The sequence below is a fragment of the Limnohabitans sp. Hippo4 genome (assembly GCF_003063605.1).
Taxonomy (GTDB): Bacteria; Pseudomonadota; Gammaproteobacteria; order Burkholderiales; family Burkholderiaceae_C; genus Limnohabitans_A.
On record NZ_NESE01000004.1, the window covers coordinates 101,990 to 119,723 of the forward strand.

At 54.7% G+C, this 17,734-nt stretch carries 11 protein-coding genes and 1 pseudogene; 6 read left to right on the forward strand and 6 right to left on the reverse strand.

Features of this window, described 5'->3' with window-relative positions:
- Positions 1-11: 11 nt before the first annotated feature.
- Positions 12-656, reverse strand: a complete 645-nt coding sequence (locus tag B9Z46_RS11490) for an SET domain-containing protein (RefSeq protein ID WP_369907444.1) — start codon at positions 654-656, stop codon at positions 12-14.
- Positions 657-758: 102 nt separating this feature from the next.
- On the opposite strand from B9Z46_RS11490, the gene B9Z46_RS11495 reads away from it, so the two are divergent.
- Positions 759-3,725: a DNA topoisomerase III gene (locus B9Z46_RS11495; RefSeq protein WP_108256872.1), complete on the forward strand. Its 2,967-nt coding sequence runs from the start codon at positions 759-761 to the stop codon at positions 3,723-3,725.
- Positions 3,726-3,836: 111 nt separating this feature from the next.
- Here B9Z46_RS11495 and gap read toward each other — a convergent pair whose 3' ends face one another.
- Together gap and tkt are read right to left on the reverse strand one after the other, a co-directional pair.
- Positions 3,837-4,835 carry a type I glyceraldehyde-3-phosphate dehydrogenase gene (gene gap / locus B9Z46_RS11500; protein WP_108256621.1) on the reverse strand — a complete coding sequence of 333 codons (999 nt, stop codon included), beginning with the start codon at positions 4,833-4,835 and terminating at the stop codon, positions 3,837-3,839.
- 60 nt (positions 4,836-4,895) lie between these two features.
- A complete protein-coding gene (tkt, locus tag B9Z46_RS11505) occupies positions 4,896-6,938 on the reverse strand; it encodes a transketolase (protein ID WP_108256623.1) in 2,043 nt (680 codons plus the stop codon).
- A 198-nt stretch (positions 6,939-7,136) separates the two neighbouring features.
- On the opposite strand from tkt, the gene B9Z46_RS11510 reads away from it, so the two are divergent.
- The 5 genes and pseudogenes from B9Z46_RS11510 to B9Z46_RS11530 all read left to right on the forward strand — a co-directional run.
- A complete protein-coding gene (locus tag B9Z46_RS11510) occupies positions 7,137-7,853 on the forward strand; it encodes a nucleotidyltransferase family protein (protein WP_108256874.1) in 717 nt (238 codons plus the stop codon).
- A 41-nt stretch (positions 7,854-7,894) separates the two neighbouring features.
- Entirely contained in the window at positions 7,895-9,295 is a 1,401-nt protein-coding gene (locus B9Z46_RS11515; protein WP_108256625.1) for an aminopeptidase P N-terminal domain-containing protein, read from the forward strand.
- A 202-nt stretch (positions 9,296-9,497) separates the two neighbouring features.
- Positions 9,498-11,798: an NADP-dependent malic enzyme gene (locus tag B9Z46_RS11520; RefSeq protein WP_108256627.1), complete on the forward strand. Its 2,301-nt coding sequence runs from the start codon at positions 9,498-9,500 to the stop codon at positions 11,796-11,798.
- 147 nt (positions 11,799-11,945) lie between these two features.
- Positions 11,946-12,350, forward strand: a complete 405-nt coding sequence (locus B9Z46_RS11525; protein ID WP_108256629.1) for a ribonuclease domain-containing protein — start codon at positions 11,946-11,948, stop codon at positions 12,348-12,350.
- 117 nt (positions 12,351-12,467) lie between these two features.
- Positions 12,468-12,887, forward strand: a pseudogene (locus tag B9Z46_RS11530) (barstar family protein); the annotation flags it as partial.
- Positions 12,888-13,140: 253 nt separating this feature from the next.
- Here B9Z46_RS11530 and rsmA read toward each other — a convergent pair.
- The 3 genes from rsmA to B9Z46_RS11545 are packed head-to-tail and all read right to left on the reverse strand — an operon-like array spanning position 13,141 to position 17,724.
- Positions 13,141-13,908, reverse strand: a complete 768-nt coding sequence (gene rsmA, locus B9Z46_RS11535; RefSeq protein ID WP_108256631.1) for a 16S rRNA (adenine(1518)-N(6)/adenine(1519)-N(6))-dimethyltransferase RsmA — start codon at positions 13,906-13,908, stop codon at positions 13,141-13,143.
- The gene (locus B9Z46_RS11540) at positions 13,905-15,305 is read right to left on the reverse strand and encodes a peptidylprolyl isomerase (protein WP_108256633.1); all 1,401 of its coding nucleotides are present in this window, start codon (positions 15,303-15,305) and stop codon (positions 13,905-13,907) included. Before B9Z46_RS11540 ends, rsmA begins: the two co-directional genes overlap by 4 nt.
- Positions 15,298-17,724, reverse strand: a complete 2,427-nt coding sequence (locus tag B9Z46_RS11545; RefSeq protein ID WP_233245995.1) for an LPS-assembly protein LptD — start codon at positions 17,722-17,724, stop codon at positions 15,298-15,300. Before B9Z46_RS11545 ends, B9Z46_RS11540 begins: the two co-directional genes overlap by 8 nt.
- Positions 17,725-17,734: the final 10 nt, after the last annotated feature.

Sequence of the window (17,734 nt, forward strand, 5' to 3'; positions counted from 1 at the left end):
GACGTGAAGAATCAAGCGTTGGCCGATGCCGAGGCTTTCTTCTTGACGGCTTTCAATTCTTTTTTGAGCTTCTTGATCTTTTTCTCAATCTTTTTGACTTGACTGGGAATCTTGGGGGTGGCGGGCCTGCGCTTGGGGGCCAGCAATGTTTTGCGGCAATTGGGGGCGCCACACCAGCAAGGGTATTCGGCCTTGAGTTTGGGCGTGTAAGGCTCGTCAATGATCAAGCCGTAGTCGTAATTGAGTTCTTCGCCCGCCTTGATGTTGCGCAGGGCTTTGATGAAGATGCGATCGTTTTCCTCATCGGCTTCGCAATTGGGATTGCAGCTGTGGTTGATCCATCGGGAGGAGTTGCCGCCATACAATGCATCAATCACCTTGTCTTCGTTCACGTGGAAATAGAAGGTGTGATTGGGGTCAGAGGGGTCATGGGGGTGGCGGTCTTGCGCCTCGTCCCAGCTGATCACCTCACCCACGTATTCAAACAGCGTTTCGCCTTCAGCGATGTCTTGCAGGGCAAACACACCTTTGCCGTGGACGCCAGAACGGCGAACTTGCACGCGGCGACCTGAAGCAGTTGGCGCTTTGGTAGAAGCGCTTGGCTTGGCAGCGGGCTTTAAAGTCGATTTTGTCGACAGGTTCGATTTTTTGACCACGGCGTTAAAAATTTGTTATGGTGAAAACATGTGGGCGCGCGTGTGCGCGTGCCCGTGTGTGTACACGTGCGCATGCGCGCACGCGAGACCGGATTGTATGAGATGAAAACATTGGTAATTGCAGAGAAGCCTTCAGTGGCTCAAGACATCGTGCGTGCTTTGACGCCGATCGCCGGAAAATTTGAGAAACACGAGGACCACTTTGAGAGTGAAACCTATGTGGTGACCAGCGCGGTGGGCCACTTGGTCGAAATTCAGGCGCCCGAGAAATTTGACGTGAAACGCGGCAAATGGAGCTTTGCCCATTTGCCCGTCATTCCGCCCTACTTCGATTTGAAACCGGTGGACAAAACCAAAACCCGCCTTAATGCGGTGGTCAAACAAGCTAAGCGCAAAGATGTGGGCGCATTGGTCAACGCCTGTGACGCGGGCCGCGAAGGTGAGTTGATCTTCCGCCTCATTGAACAATATGCGGGCACGCAAAAAGCAGGGCAGACCATTCCTTTGGGCAAGCCCGTGCAGCGCTTGTGGCTGCAGAGCATGACGCCGCAAGCCATTCGCGATGGTTTTGACAAGTTGCGCTCGAACCAACAGATGCAGGGTCTGGCCGATGCAGCGCGCAGTCGTTCAGAAGCCGATTGGTTGGTGGGCATCAATGGCACCCGTGCCATGACGGCCTTCAACTCGCGCGATGGCGGTTTCTTCTTAACCACCGTGGGCCGGGTGCAAACGCCGACGCTGGCCGTGGTGGTCGAGCGCGAAGAGCAAATTCGAAAATTCATCAGCCGCGACTATTGGGAAGTGCACGCACAGTTTGATGCGGTAGCTGGTACCTACCCAGGCAAGTGGTTCAACACGGCCTGGAAGAAAGACGCGGAAGACGCCGAGAAAAAAGCCGACCGTGTCTGGAGCGCTGCCGAGGCTGAGGCCATTGTGCAAGCCGTTAAAGGTGCCAAAGCCACGGTCACAGAGGAAGCCAAGCCCACCACACAAGCCAGCCCGCTGCTGTTCGACTTAACCTCTTTGCAGCGCGAAGCCAACGGCAAATTTGGCTTCTCTGCCAAAACCACTTTGTCGCTGGCGCAGTCTTTGTATGAGCGCCACAAAGCCCTCACTTACCCCCGTACCGATTCCCGCGCACTGCCTGAAGATTACTTGCCCGTGGCCAAGGACACCTTCAACATGTTGGCCGACAGCGGCATGAAGCATTTGGCGCCCCATGCCCTCACCGCGCTGAACAACGGCTATATCAAGCCTTCTAAGCGAATTTTTGACAACGCCAAGGTCAGCGATCACTTTGCGATCATTCCCACCTTGCAGGCCCCTTCTGGCTTGTCTGACGCAGAACAAAAGCTGTACGACTTGGTGGTACGTCGTTTTATGGCGGTGTTTTTCCCCAGCGCCGAGTACATGGTGACCACCCGCATCAGCACCGCCGCAGGTCACAGCTTTAAAACCGAAGGCAAAGTCTTGGTCAAACCAGGCTGGTTGGCCATTTACGGCAAAGAAGCGGCCAATGAAGTGGATGACGCCAAAGAAGGCGACAAAGGTCAAAACTTGGTGGCCGTCGCCCCTGGTGAAAAAGTGGGCGTGAGTGAGGTGGAAAGCAAGCCGCTCAAAACACGTCCGCCTGCACGTTATTCAGAGGCCACCTTGCTGGGTGCCATGGAAGGCGCCGGCAAGATGGTGGACGACGACGAATTGCGCGAAGCCATGCAAGAAAAAGGCTTGGGCACGCCAGCCACCCGTGCGGCCATCATTGAGGGCCTGATCAATGAGAAATACATTTTGCGCGACGGCCGCGAAATGATTCCCACCGCCAAAGCTTTCCAATTGATGACCTTGCTGCGCGGCTTGGGTGTGGAGGAATTGTCCAAGCCTGAACTGACCGGTGAATGGGAATATAAGCTCTCCCAGATGGAGCAAGGCAAGCTGAGTCGCGAAGACTTCATGCAACAAATTGCCGACATGACCGAGCACATCGTTAAGAAGGCCAAAGAGTACGATCGCGACACCATCCCCGGCGACTACGCCACCTTGAGCACACCCTGCCCTAACTGTGGTGGCATCGTGAAAGAGAACTATCGACGTTATGCGTGCGTTGGCAAAGATGCAGCGGCCGATGACACAGCCGCTGCGGGTTGCGGTTTTTCGTTTGGCAAAACACCTGCGGGACGCACCTTTGAGCAAGCCGAGGTGGAGCAATTCCTGCGTGACAAGAAGATTGGCCCTCTGGAAGGTTTCCGCTCCAAAGCGGGTTGGCCATTCACTTCTGAAATTGCATTGAAGTACAACGAAGAAGAAAAAAATTGGAAGTTGGAGTTTGACTTTGGCAACGACAAAAACGCCGAAGAGACGGGCGAGATTGTTGACTTCACGGGCAGCGAGTCTTTGGGCGCATGTCCGAAGTGCGGCGGTGCTGTGCATGAACATGGCAGCAATTACGTGTGTGAAAAAGCAGTGCCCACCGAAGGACAACCCACACCCACTTGCAATTTCAAGAGCGGCAAAATTGTGTTGCAGCAAGTGGTGGAGCGCGATCAAATTGCCAAGCTGCTCAGCACAGGTAAAACAGACTTGTTAGAAAAGTTTGTGAGCAATCGCACACGCCGCGCATTCAAAGCTTTCTTGTCTTGGAATGCAGAAGAAGACAAAGTGGTGTTTGAATTTGAACCCCGCACCAGCAAGTTCCCGCCGCGCAAGACACCTGCGAAGTATGCAGCTGGCGCCAAAACTGCTGCTGGAAAAACCACGGGCAAAGCCGCCGCGAAAACCAAAGCGCCTGCCAAAAAAGCAGCTGCTAAGAAAACGGCTGCCGCTAAAACACCGCGCAAAGCTGCAGTGGGCAACCTCACGCCCAGCGCAGATTTGGCCGCCGTCATTGGCACCGACAAAGTGGCACGCACAGAAGTGGTGAAGAAGTTGTGGGACTACATCAAGGCGCAAGGCCTGCAAGACCCTACCAACAAACGCGCCATCAATGCCGATGCCAAACTCAAACCCGTGTTTGGCAAAGATCAAATCACGATGTTCGAGTTGGCCGGTTTGATTGGCAAACACCTGTCTTAATTGAAAGCCTCGAAGCTTCAAAGTTTCGAGCGTTCAACAAGGCAAAAAAAAGCCCAGCCAGAAATGGTTGGGCTTTTTTGCATTGACGCCGTAGCGTGATGCATGCGCGCATTACTTAGAAATGACGCGAACCATTTCCAAGCACTTGTTGGAGTAGCCCCACTCGTTGTCATACCAGCTGACAATTTTCACGAAGGTGCTGTCAAGTGCCAAACCTGCGTCGGCATCAAACACACTGGTGCATGGCTCGCCGCGGAAGTCGGTGGCCACCACTTTGTCTTCGGTGTAACCGAGCACACCTTTCAAAGCGCCTTGTGATTGGGCCTTCATCTCAGCGCAGATCTCAGCGTAAGTGGCGTCTTTGTTCAACTCAACGGTCAAGTCAACCACGGACACATCGGATGTGGGTACACGGAAAGACATGCCGGTGAGTTTTTTGTTCAACTCGGGAATGACCACGCCCACGGCTTTGGCAGCGCCAGTGCTTGAAGGAATGATGTTTTCCAAGATGCCGCGGCCGCCGCGCCAGTCTTTGTTGCTAGGGCCGTCCACTGTTTTTTGTGTGGCTGTGGCGGCATGCACGGTGGTCATCAAACCGCGCTTGATGCCCCACTTGTCGTTCAACACTTTGGCCACAGGTGCCAAGCAGTTGGTTGTGCAAGAAGCGTTGGACACAATGGCTTGGCCTGCATAGGCCTTGTCGTTCACGCCAAACACGAACATGGGGGTGTCGTCTTTGGAAGGTGCAGACATCAACACTTTCTTAGCGCCAGCGGCCAAGTGTTTTTCTGCGGAGGCTTTGTCCAAGAACAAACCGGTGGCTTCGATCACGATGTCGGCGCTAACTTCGTTCCACTTGAGTGCAGAAGGATCGCGCTCTTGTGTCAAACGAATTTTGCGTCCGTTCACGATCAGGTTGTTGCCTTCCACAGACACGTCACCTTTGAAGCGACCGTGCACGCTGTCGTACTTGAGCATGTAAGCCAAATAGTCGGGCTCGAGCAAGTCGTTGATGCCGACCACTTCGATGTCAGAAAAATTTTGAACGGCGGCGCGGAACACCATGCGGCCGATGCGGCCAAAACCGTTGATACCTACTTTGATCGCCATGATCTATTTCCTTTAAAGTTAAATTTCAATTTGATTCAAGTGAAGCGCTGAACGCAGAAATTATTTTTTCTGCAAAGCCACTTGCACGGTCTCGGCCACGTTCTCTGCCGTGAAGCCGAAGTGTTTAAACAGCACAGGTGCCGGTGCAGACTCGCCATAGGTGTCGATACCGACCACGGCTACCACACCGTACTTCCACCAGCCATCGGTGCTGCCCATCTCAACCGCCACGCGTGGCAAGCCAGCTGGCAAGACTTCAGATTTGTAGCTGCTGGTTTGACGATCGAAGGTGGTGGTGCTGGGCATCGACACCACGCGCACGCCAATTTTCTTCTCGGCCAACAACTCTTGTGCTTTCAAGGCCAACTGAACTTCAGAGCCTGTGGCAATGATCACGGCCTTGGCTTTGGCAATGCCCACGCGTGAAGGCTCGGCCAGCACATAAGCGCCGCGGCTGATCTCGCCCAAATCGGACTTGGGTGCGTAAGGCAAGTTTTGACGTGACAACAACAGCGCTGTAGGACGGTCTTTGTTTTCCAAAGCCACGGCCCAAGCCACAGTGGTCTCGGCTGTATCGGCAGGACGCCACACATCGAGGCCAGGAATCAATCGCAAGCTGGCAGCGTGTTCAATCGACTGGTGTGTGGGGCCGTCTTCGCCCAAGCCAATGGAGTCGTGCGTGAATACATGGATTACGCGTTGCTTCATGAGGGCAGCCATGCGAATGGCGTTGCGTGAGTAATCGCTGAACGTGAGGAAAGTGCCGCCGTAAGGGATGTAGCCGCCGTGCAAAGCCACGCCGTTCATGATGGCGGCCATGCCAAATTCGCGCACGCCATAGTTGATGTGGCGGCCAATCTGGCCTTTGTCGTTCTTCACCACATCGCCTGCCAGGTTCATGCGCAGGGCGGGTGTGGAAGACGTGTTGGTGAGGTTGGAGCCCGTCAGGTCGGCAGAGCCGCCCAGCATTTCAGGCAAGGCAGCCGTGAAAGCTTCCAAAGCCAATTGGCTGGCCTTGCGGCTGGCCACGGTTTCGGTTTTGGTGTGCGCTGCAATGACTGCATCAACTGCAGTTTGCGCAAAGTTCTTGGGCAACTCGCCTTTCATGCGGCGCACAAATTCTTTGGCCAATGCGGGGTGTGCAGCTTTGTAGGCGGCAAAGGCTTTGTTCCAATCAGCTTCGCGCGCGGCGCCACTTTGCTTGGCATCCCAGTTGGCGTACACATCTTTGGGGATGACGAAGGGCTCGTGTGCCCAGCCCAAAGCTTCGCGTGTGAGTTTGATTTCTTCGGCGCCCAAAGGTTCGCCGTGCGCCTTGGAGGTGTTGGCACGGTTGGGGCTGCCTTTGCCGATCGATGTTTTGCAAACGATCAGTGTGGGCTTGTCGGCGCTGTTTTTGGCATCGGCAATGGCTTTGGCCACAGCAGCAGCGTCATGGCCGTCCACTGCATCAATCACGTTCCAGCCGTAGGCGGCAAAACGTTGCGGTGTGTTGTCAATGAACCAAGGGGCCACTTGACCGTCAATCGAGATGCCGTTGTCATCGTACAGCGCAATCAGCTTGTTGAGTTTCCAAGCGCCCGCCAAAGCGCAAGCTTCGTGGCTGATGCCTTCCATCAAGCAACCATCGCCCATGAACACATAGGTGTGGTGGTCGACGATGGCGTGTCCAGGCTGGTTGAATTCGGAGGCCAACAATTTTTCGGCCAAAGCCATGCCAACGGCATTGGTGATGCCTTGACCCAAAGGACCGGTGGTGGTTTCAACGCCAGGGGTGATGCCCACTTCGGGGTGACCGGCGGTTTTGCTGTGCAACTGGCGGAAGTTTTTCAATTCCGTCATGGGCAAGGGATAGCCTGTGAGGTGCAGCAATGCATACAGGATCATGGAGCCATGGCCGTTGGACAACACGAAGCGATCGCGGTTGGCCCAGTGGGGGTTTTTGGGGTTGTGTTGCAGGTGCTCGCCCCACAAAGCCACGGCCATGTCGGCCATGCCCATGGGCGCGCCGGGGTGACCCGAATTGGCTTGTTGAACAGCGTCCATGGCCAGGGCACGGATGGCATTGGCCATTTGTTGAGCTGCGGGTTGGGTGATTGCCATGGGGGCTCCAAAAAATGAGTCAGTGGGAATTGACAATGAAATTGACAAGTTAGCCCTCTATTTTACCGCCCATGAGCTTGCGCATCCCCTACAGCGTGGCAACATAGCGGCATGCGTTTGAATACCTTGGATTCCAATTTAGACCCAAGCTCGTCCAAAGACTGGGTGGGCACCGACGACCAAAGCTTGGCAAAGGTCATGATCTTGGCTGCTGGCCGGGGTGAGCGCATGCGTCCCCTGACTGACCAAACCCCTAAACCCCTTTTAACCGTGCATGACAAGCCTTTGATGCAGTGGCACATGGAGGCCATGGCCAAAGCGGGGTTTCATGATCAATTGATCAATACGGCCTGGCTAGGGGAGCAAATTGAGTCTAGGTATGGTCTGAACCCCAATTTGCCTGAAGTGGGGCACATTCGGCTGCGTTACTCGCATGAAGGACAGGCCTTTGGTTATGCCCTGGAAACAGCCGGCGGCATTGTCAGGGCCTTGCCTTCTTTGGCCGCAATTTTTTGGGTCGTTGCTGGCGACATTTATGCACCGGAATTTAATTTTTCGATGGACCAATGGCAAGCTTTTGAACGAAGCCCCAACTTGGCCCACCTTTGGTTGGTGCCCAATCCTCCCCACAACCCTGGCGGCGACTTTGGCTTGTCAGAGGATGGCCAAGCTTTGAATTTGCCCAAACCCAATCAGCTGTTCACTTTCAGCACGTTTGCCCTGTACAAGAAAGAATTCTTTGACCCGCTCTGGACGGGCATGCCGCAGGGCAATCCACAAGGCAAAGCAGCGCCCTTGGCGCCTCTGTTGCGGGCCGCCATGGACCGTGGACAAGTCGGTGCCAGTCTTTATTCGGGGCCATGGACCGATGTCGGTACCCCTGAGCGCCTGAGGGAATTGAATTCAAAGCCCTGAGCCCCCTTAAACTTAACCCACATTCATTCAGTCTTTTCAACATGAGCTTTGATTCCAACCTGTACGCCAAACGTCGCGCCCAACTGGCCGCTCACATGGCCGCGCAAGCGCCCAACAGCATCGCCATCATCCCCACAGCGCCAGAGCGTCAACGCAATCGGGACAGTGATTTCTTGTTCCGTCATGACAGCTATTTTTATTATCTGACTGGTTTCACAGAGCCCCATGCTTGGTTGGTGATCACCTCGGACGGCCACTCAAGCTTGTTTTGCCAACCCAAAGATTTAGAGCGAGAAATTTGGGATGGTGTGCGTTTGGGCCCAGAGGCAGCGCCTGCGCACTTGGGTGTGAACGAGGCCTGGTCCATTACAGCCTTGGATGCCAAGTTGCCTGGCTTGCTTGAAAACAAGTCGGTGGTCTGGTACCCCTTTGCCACGCACAAAGACTTGTCGGCACGCATCGAAACAGGTTTGAATGCAGTGAGATCTCGTGTGCGGTATGGCGCTTTGTGCCCAGAGCAACAGCGCGATGTGTGCGGCATATTGGATGAAATGCGTTTGATCAAAGATGCACACGAGTTGGACATCATGCGCCGCGCATCGCAAATCAGTGCGGGCGCTCACATCCGCGCCATGAAACGTTCTGCGGCCATGTTGCGCGCTGGACAAGACGTGCGTGAATACCATTTGGATGCGGAGTTGTTGCACGAATTCCGTCAGCACGGCTCGCAATACCCCGCCTATGGCTCCATCGTGGCCGGTGGCGCCAATGCGTGTGTATTGCACTACCGCGCCGATGCTGCGCCCATTTTGAATGGTGATTTGGTACTGATCGATGCGGGTTGTGAGCTCGACGGTTATGCCAGCGACATCACGCGCACATTCCCAGCCAATGGCAAGTTCAACCCTGCTCAGCGCGAGTTGTACGACTTGGTCTTGGCGTCACAAGAGGCCGCCATTGCGGCCACGCATGAAGGTGCGCGATTTGTCGATCCGCACGAGGCCACAGTCAAGGTGCTGGCCCAAGGCATGTTGGATGTCGGTTTGCTTGATGCCAACAAAGTGGGCAATGCGCAAGATGTGATTGCCAATCGAAGCTATTTTCAGTTTTACATGCACCGCACGGGCCATTGGCTGGGCATGGACGTGCACGATTGCGGCAGCTATGTCGAGCCTTCAGAAGTGGGCACTTTCAGTGAACGCAAAGATCCTTTGAGCGGCGAGCTGATCAAAGACCGCCCAAGCCGCATCTTGCGACCTGGCATGGTGCTCACCATCGAGCCGGGTATTTATGTGCGCCCGGCACCCGGCGTGCCAGAGCGCTTCCACAACATTGGCATTCGCATTGAAGACGATGCGGTCGTCACGGCCAAAGGCTGTGAATTGATCACGCGCGGTGTGCCGGTGAAAGCCGATGAGATTGAAGCGCTGATGCGTGCTTAACAGCCCGTGCATCACGTGAGCATGACGAAAGCCAAGCCAATGCTTCAAGTTGGCTTGTGCGTACAAGTCAAAACACTGCGTACTTTGAGTGCGGTTTCCCACATCGGTCCCTCAGTTTCGGGGGTCTAGAATGTGGCTCATGTAGGACCTCAAGTCCTCTCACCTGTTGACGGGGCCCTTGCTGCCCCATAGGAGTCAAACCATGCCATTGCCCAATGCGGAAGAACGACGCGCTCAACTGCGCCGTGCAGCGCTCGAATATCACGAATTCCCCACCCCCGGAAAAATCTCCATTGCCCCCACCAAGCAGTTGGTGAACCAACACGATTTGGCGCTGGCCTATTCACCCGGCGTTGCCGCACCTTGCGAAGAAATTGTCAAAGACCCCGCGGCGGCGTTCAAGTACACCAGCCGTGGTAATTTGGTCGGCGTTGTGACCAATGGCACGGCTGTTCTGGGCTTGGGCGACATTGGCCCCTTGGCTGGCAAACCGGTCATGGAAGGCAAGGCCGTCCTGTTCAAAAAATTCTCTGGCATCGATGTGTTCGACATTGAGATCAATGAAAAAGACCCCGAGAAATTGGTCGAAATCATTGCCGCACTCGAGCCAACTTTTGGCGGCATCAACTTAGAAGACATCAAAGCCCCAGACTGTTTCTACGTCGAGCGCAAGTTGCGCGAACGCATGAAGATCCCAGTCTTTCACGACGATCAGCACGGCACGGCCATTACCGTGGGTGCAGCCATTTTGAATGGCTTGAAAGTGGTGGGCAAAGACCCCAGCAAGGTGAAGTTGGTCACTTCTGGCGCGGGTGCAGCGGCTTTGGCCTGCTTGGGTTTGCTGGTCAAACTGGGCATTCCTCGCGAAAACATTTGGGTCACTGACCTGGCGGGTTTGGTGTACGAAGGCCGAACCGAGCTGATGGACGAAGACAAAATTCAGTTCGCCCAAAAAACAGCGCAGCGTACCTTGGCAGAAGCCATTGAGGGTGCCGATGTGTTCTTGGGATTGTCCGCTGGTGGCGTGCTCAAGCAAGACATGGTGAAGAAAATGGCAGCCAAGCCATTGATCTTTGCTTTGGCCAATCCCAATCCAGAAATTTTGCCGGAAGATGTCAAAGCCGTGCGCGACGATGCCATCATGGCAACAGGCCGCACCGACTATCCCAACCAGGTCAACAATGTCTTGTGCTTCCCCTATATTTTCAGGGGTGCCCTCGACTGTGGTGCAACCACCATCACCCAGGAGATGGAAATTGCCGCGGTGTACGCCATTGCTGAATTGGCGCAAGCCGAACAAAGTGAAGTGGTGGCGGCAGCGTATGCCGGTGAGCCTTTGGTCTTTGGCCCCGAGTACCTGATTCCCAAACCCTTTGATCCTCGCTTGATGATCAAGATTGCGCCTGCTGTGGCGCAGGCTGCCGCTGAAAGCGGCGTGGCTTCACGCCCCATTGCTGACATGGAAGCCTACCGCGAACGCCTGCAAAGTTTTGTGTATGCGTCGGGCACCACCATGAAGCCCATTTACACCGCGGCCAAGCGTGGTTTGAAAAAACGTGTGGCCTACAGCGAAGGTGAAGAAGAACGCGTCTTGCGCGCCTCCCAAATCGTCTCGGACGAAGGGCTTGCGCGGCCCACCCTTATAGGTCGTCCTGCCGTCATTGCAGAGCGCATTGAGAAGTTTGGTTTGCGCTTGCGGGAGGGCATTGATTACGACGTGGTCAACGTTGAGCAAGACAGCCGTTACCGCGACTTCTGGCAAACCTACCACCGCATGACCGAGCGCAAAGGCATCACGGTTCAAATTGCCAAAATTGAAATGCGCCGTCGCTTGTCTTTGATTGGCACCATGCTTTTGCACAAAGGCGATGTGGACGGTCTCATTTGCGGCACATGGGGTACCAATGCCACCCACTTGCCCTATGTGGACCAAGTGATTGGCAAGCGTCCTGGTGTCAACACCTTTGCTTGCATGAACGGCTTGATGCTGCCCAATAGGCAAGTGTTCCTGGTCGACACCCACGTCAACTACGACCCCACGGCTGAGCAATTGGCCGAGATCACGGTCATGGCTGCGCATGAAATGAAGCGTTTTGGCATTCGACCCAAAGTGGCATTGCTGTCGCACTCCAACTTTGGCACTTCCAATGAACCCAGCGCTGTGAAGATGCGTGACACCTTGGCGCTCTTGCAAAAGAATGCGCCATGGCTGGAAGTGGATGGCGAAATGCATGGCGACATCGCTTTGGACGGTGACGCACGCGCCAATCTGATGCCCAACAGTACCTTGCACGGCGATGCCAATTTGCTGGTCTTGCCCAACATCGATGCCGCCAACATTTCCTACAACCTGCTGAAAACCGCCGCTGGCGGCAACATTGCGGTGGGCCCGGTTCTGTTGGGCGCTGCCAAACCCGTGCACATCCTCACGCCAAGCGCCACCGTGCGCCGCATCGTCAACATGACGGCCCTCACAGTGGCGGATGCCAACGCAAGCCGTTAATTAAAGCGCTTCTTGCGGTTGGAACACACCGCGATGACATGCAAGGAAATCCCTTTTATTGGGGAAAGTACTTGCATTTTTTTGCACCTTCCGGCACACTAGCGCCTTCGAATTTCCGGGTTTACCCGAGGATTTTGAGGGTTGTAAATGGGTATCAAGACGCTTAACTTTGCTGCTTTAGCCGTTGGTTTGGCGTTTTTCGCAGGCCCTTGCACTAATTTGGTGCAAGCCAAATCAAGGCCTGACGCAGTCATTTCTGCACCCATTGCTTTACAGGATTTGCCCAAAGAGGGCCAAGATACTTACCAACTCATCCGTCAGGGTGGGCCGTTTCGATATGAAAAGGATGGTGTGGTGTTTGGCAACCGAGAAAAGCAATTGCCTGCAGCAAAACGCGGTTTTTACCGCGAGTACACCGTCAAAACCCCTGGTGAAAGAAGCCGTGGTGCACGTCGAATTGTGTGTGGGGGCGAAGAGCCTCGCTTGCCAAAGCAGTGTTTTTACACGCAAGACCACTACACAAGTTTTCGCGAAATCGTGATGACGCCTTAAGGCTGTGCAACATGGCCCGAAATGAATCAAGTTAAGAGTGTTTGCATGCAGGCACTCAGTGTTTGTCAATAAAAAGCCCAAAAGGCTGGTTTTAAAAATTAGAGAGTGAGAACGGTGATGGACAAGCCAATTCGACAGGACCAAGAAACACCATTGAAAGGTGTGCGGACGAACATCGTCCAGTCGATTCGTGCATTTCGTGTCAACGACTTGCAAGAGGCGGCACAAGGTTTAGGCCAGCATTTTTTGTATGCCAACTTGGCCAAGGCCCAAAGCAAGCAAGACGTCTTGGATTTGATTGCAGCGCAATTTACCTTGCCAACGCACTTTGGCAAAAACTTTGATGCCTTGTACGACTGCATGACAGACCCCCTGCACAAGTCAGGCCCTCAGCCTGGTTTCATTGTGGTCTTGGAGCAAATTCCTGCCAATGCCAAGTTTGACAAAGAAGCACGCGAACAGCTTTTGGACATCTTCCGCGACACAGCCGATTACTGGGGTGACCGCAAGGTGCCATTCCGCTGCTTCTATTCTTTCTCAGTCGCTCGCGCTGCCACGGCAGGCGGCGAAAAATTGCCCGAGCCCACCCCAGAGCTCGACGCAGAAGGTGTGGAAATGCTGGCCGAAGAAGGCGAGAAAATGCCAACAGACAAGTTGGTCGACGTATCGCCTTTGGCCTTGCGCATGAGCAGCCCCTTCAATGCAGGTTACTGGTTGGCCGCGGCGTAACGTCCAAGCCTTCTGAACCTCAAGCGCTGCAGGCTTTCAAGCTTGCAGCGTTTTTTTCATTTCATGGCGACGCTTCACGCTGCAGTGCCAACGCCAAGTTGAGGTATTCCTCAACCGGTACTTCTTCGGCTCTGCGTTGGACATCAAAGGTGCCCGAAAAGTTTCTTTCAGTCAACCAAGCACCCAAGGTGTGACGCATCAATTTTCGACGTTGACTGAAGGCAACCTGTACCAATTTTTCTAAGAGTTTGGGCTCGATGGCGGCCGGCGTTGCGCGTGGCACCATTCGGACCACCGCACTGTCAACGCGTGGCGGTGGGTCAAAACTTTCGGGCGGCACAAACAACACATTTTCCATGGCGTAGCGCCATTGCAGCATGACCGACAAACGACCGTAATCTGAGGTTGCGGGAAGTGCCACCATGCGATCGATCACTTCTTTTTGCAGCATGAAGTGCTGGTCTTCTATGACGGCAACATGTTCAAGCAAGTGAAATAAGATGGGCGTGGAAATGTTGTAGGGCAAGTTGCCCACCACGCGCAGTTTTTGGCCTGCAGCCAATGCGGTGAAATCAACTTTCAAAACATCCGATTCCACCACGGTGAGTTGTTTGTGCAGACGCAGGCGCAAGGCCAGATCGCGATCTAACTCGATCACAGTGAGATGACCCAGGCGCTCTACCAAGGGCTGAGTGAGTGCTGCCAGGCCAGGGCCAATTTCAACCATGGGTTGGCCAGCTTGCGGGCCAATGGCGTCGACGATGGCATCAATGATGCCGCCGTCAGCTAAAAAATGCTGGCCAAATCGCTTGCGTGGGATGTGTTTCATTGCGGTGGATCACGCAATTCAACATAGGCGCGGCCGCGCAATTCGTCCACCCATGCCGCGTACATTTCTTCCATTTTCTTTTCGCGCAACTGGTTGCGAACCATCTCACGTTGCTCGCGCAAAGTCAGCGGCACTTCACGGCGTTCCATCACTTGTATCAAGTGAACGCCAAAGCGTGAAACCAATGGCTCGCTGACTTGTCCGGGGCGCAGGCGCGCCATCACTTCTTCAAACTCAGGGACGAATTGACCCGGGCTGGCCCAACCCAAGTCGCCCCCGGTTTGCGCACTGCCGTCTTGTGAGAACTGACGCGCCAGGTCTGCAAAATCAGAACCTGCTTGGATGCGCTGTTTGTAAGTTAGCAAGCGATTGCGCGCCGCAGTTTCATTGAGCTCGTTGGAAACGCGCAGCAATATATGACGCGCGCGTGTCTGAACAATGGTGGTGTTGCTGAGTTCGGTTTGTTTTTTATCAAGCACTTTCAAGATGTGAAAGCCAGCGCCAGAGCGAACGGGCTCCGAGATGTCACCTTTGGTCAAACTCCGTGTGCTGTCGACAAACAAGGTGGGATAACGATCGGCCGGGCGCAAACCCATCTCGCCGCCGTTGGCACCTTTGTCGCTCGCCTGAGAGAAAGTGCTTGCCAGCGTTGCAAAGTTCTCACCCGCTTTGGCACGCTTTGAAATTTGCAAGGCCTTGGCTTGTAATTCAGCGACTTCTTTGTCGGAAGCGGTTTCTGGAACCGCCACCAAGATCATGCCCAGATTCAAATCATAGGAAAGACCCGTTGAGGGCTTGCCGGCTTGCTGTGTTTGAATGAATTGCTCGACATCTGTGTCTGAGACGCGAGCGCGGTTGTCAACCTCGCGTTCGCGCAAACGACTGATCATGAGTTGACTGCGAAGCTGCTCACGGAAGGCCGTGACACTCAAACCCTCGGTCGCCACGCGTTTGTAGAGCTCTTCTTTGCTCACTTGGTTTTGTCGTGCGATGGTGGCCTCAGCTTGATCCACTTCGGTGTCGTCGATGCGAATGCCATTGTCGCGTGCCTGTTGCAATTGGGCTTTCTCGTTGATCAATTGATCGAGGGCTTGCTGGGTCAGGGTTTTGGCGTCTGGCACCGGACTGCCAGGAACAACTTGTTTTGCCAAACGGAGTTTGAGATTTTGAACTTCGTTGTTGGTGATGGGTTCAGAGTTCACAACCGCCACAATGTAATCAGCAGGGCGCACTTTGACCGGGCCTTGTGCGAGCACGTGATTGGCGTGCCCGCCTATGGCCAAGAGGCCCATGCACCATCCCACGCCAAGCAGTGCTTGTTTCAATTGGCGAAGGGTCGCGGTGAGGTGCAAGCCAGTTTGCGACTTGGTTGCGTTCAAAGAGAAAGAGTTAGTCATAAGAGGTGAATCTGCTGGTGGGCGCCAAGTCTTCTCGGAGGTATTGGTAACGAGGGATATTGTCGCGCAATGTTTTCAGTGGGCTTGAACCGACGCGCGCCAAACCCACAAATTCAAGCTGGAACAAAATTCGGCTGCGTGAGGTGCTGGTGGTACTTTGCAAGCGCTCATAAACCACGCGGCCCAACCAACAGCCAGCGTCGTACTCAAAGCCCAGCAGGGTGTCGACCATTTTGCGGTCTTTCAGGCTGAAGTTCATGCGCCCTACACTGTACCAACGGTCGGCGCCTAAGCCTTGTCCTGGCGCTAATGCTTGGCCTGCTGCTGGCGCTTCGTCAGTGCCCCAAGCAAAGTCACGCAAGGGCCATTGCCAGCCTAAGTCAATTTGCTCGCTTTGATCGCGGGTCAGGCGATAGGCGGTGTTGAACACGCGGTAAGGGCTGGGGTTGAAGCGCGTTGTGAGTGTGGTGCGTGTGGTGCGATGGGTTTGGGCATCGAATTGCAAAGTGGAGTCGAAGGTCCACCGGTTGTCCCAACGCACACCTGCCCCCAACAAAATGTCGCTAAAGCCAGAAGACACAGGCAACTCACCCGGCAGTCGAACCAATTGGTCCGAAAAACGATAGCGCTGTGCCACGCCAAACCGCGCCAATTCAGCCCCCGTGTTGTTGTCAAACAATCGGCTGTTCACACCCAAGGTAACCAAGTTGTTGTCGGCAATGCGGTCTTGACCCACGTAGGGGTTTTCGGAGTAGACCGTGGTCAGGTTGAAGTCGGTGGCACCGCTGTCGTAGCTGGGCAGTTGGCTTTGATCTTTGTAAGGTGTTCTGACAAAAAATGCGCGAGGCTCGAGCGTTTGGCGAAGTCCTCGGCCAAAGAAGGAGGCATCGCGTTCGTAAACCAAACCCGTGTCCAGGCTGAAAGTGGGCAACAAACGGTTGACTTCCGATTGGCCAGTGGCCAATGGCGTGTCCAGCTGGTAGCGCGTGCCGTGCAGTTGAATTTTAGGAATCACAAAGCCCCAAGGCTTGAGCCAAGGGTGACTGATTTGGGCGGCCGCATAACTGCGCTGGCCATTTCTCAAAATGGCACTGGTGCCACCTGGAATTTGACTGTAATCGGCCTCAAAGCGCGTGGTGTCAGCGGTGAAGCCGACATCGAAGCCCTGAACGTCCCACTTGTTGTAGCGGGCCACCATTTGAGGTGACCGGTCGTAAGGCGGCGTGATGGGTGAGCTGATGTCTTGCAGGGTTTGGAATTTCAAGACCTGGGTCATCAGGGTCCAATCGCCTTGTCCCCAATACACACTGCCCGAGGCGGGCAACAGACGTTGCGTCAAAGACAAGCCTGCACGTGGAAAATCCCGCCAATAGTTGTCATCGCTAACGCGGTTTAAATTCACATTGACACCCAATCGGCCCAACACACTGTTGCCAGTTTCAATGCCGCCGATGTGCTGTGCCGACAAACCCCAGCGCGATTGTTGGCGCAAGCTGTCGTTGGGCATCACGTTCAAACGTGCTTGTCCTTGACTGTCTGTTTCCAAATAACGAAATTCAGAATCAAGTGCCACGCCGCGTTTGCTCATGACCGTGGTGCTCAGCGTGGCATCTCGGTTTGGCGCAATGTTCCAGTAATACGGCGAGGACACCTCAATGCCGCTCACGCTGTCAATGCCAATCAACGGGGCCAAAAGGCCTGATTGTCTGGCGCTGTTCAATGGAAACGTCAGCGACGGCGCCGCCAAGATGGGCACATCTTTGAAGCGCAGTTGCATGTCTTTGGCTTGGACGGTGTTGTCCTCTTCATTCACCTGCAAGCTGGCGGCCTTGAGAACCCACTCTGGCAACCAGCTGGGGCCTGGCACACGCGAACATGTGGTGTAAGTGGCATTGCGCACCGTAGCCCGCTGTGCATCGATGAATTCAATTTCAGCCGCTTCGCCATGGCCCCCACCTTTCAGCAAAGAATAGGTGGGTTGTTGAAATTTGCCTTGAAATGAATCGGCTTGCAGCTGGAGTGAAGGGCCTTCAAACACATTGCCCTCGCGCATGATCCGCACTTGGCCCTGTGCCTTGAGGGTGTCTTGCGATTGGTCGTATTCAATGCGTTGCGCGCGAACGCTCAGGCCTTGTTTTCGCAAGCTGGCATCGCCTTCAATCACCAAGTCCAAGTCTGGCCGCGCATCGATCCGCTGACCGGAGACGAACACAGGCGACTGTTTTCTTTCTAAATCGGAGATTTTTTCTTCCAAGCGAAGGCTGTTTTGGAGAACCACGCTGGCGGACGGTTTCGCTGGGGGGGGCGATGCGGCAGGCCCCTTTTCTTGGGCGACACTGGGCAGCTGCCACAGCAACACGCCACACAAAGTCAGGGCTTGTGCAAGCTTTTGTTTCTGAAATGTGTGGGTGGTCTTCAAGGGGCGGTCA

Coding starts and splice junctions, on each gene's coding strand:
- B9Z46_RS11495 (WP_108256872.1), top strand. CDS start 759: ATGAAAACATTGGTAATTGCAGAGAAGCCTTCAGTGGCTCAAGACATC.
- gap (WP_108256621.1), bottom strand. CDS start 4,835: ATGGCGATCAAAGTAGGTATCAACGGTTTTGGCCGCATCGGCCGCATG.
- tkt (WP_108256623.1), bottom strand. CDS start 6,938: ATGGCAATCACCCAACCCGCAGCTCAACAAATGGCCAATGCCATCCGT.
- B9Z46_RS11510 (WP_108256874.1), top strand. CDS start 7,137: ATGATCTTGGCTGCTGGCCGGGGTGAGCGCATGCGTCCCCTGACTGAC.
- B9Z46_RS11515 (WP_108256625.1), top strand. CDS start 7,895: ATGAGCTTTGATTCCAACCTGTACGCCAAACGTCGCGCCCAACTGGCC.
- B9Z46_RS11520 (WP_108256627.1), top strand. CDS start 9,498: ATGCCATTGCCCAATGCGGAAGAACGACGCGCTCAACTGCGCCGTGCA.
- B9Z46_RS11525 (WP_108256629.1), top strand. CDS start 11,946: ATGGGTATCAAGACGCTTAACTTTGCTGCTTTAGCCGTTGGTTTGGCG.
- rsmA (WP_108256631.1), bottom strand. CDS start 13,908: ATGAAACACATCCCACGCAAGCGATTTGGCCAGCATTTTTTAGCTGAC.
- B9Z46_RS11540 (WP_108256633.1), bottom strand. CDS start 15,305: ATGACTAACTCTTTCTCTTTGAACGCAACCAAGTCGCAAACTGGCTTG.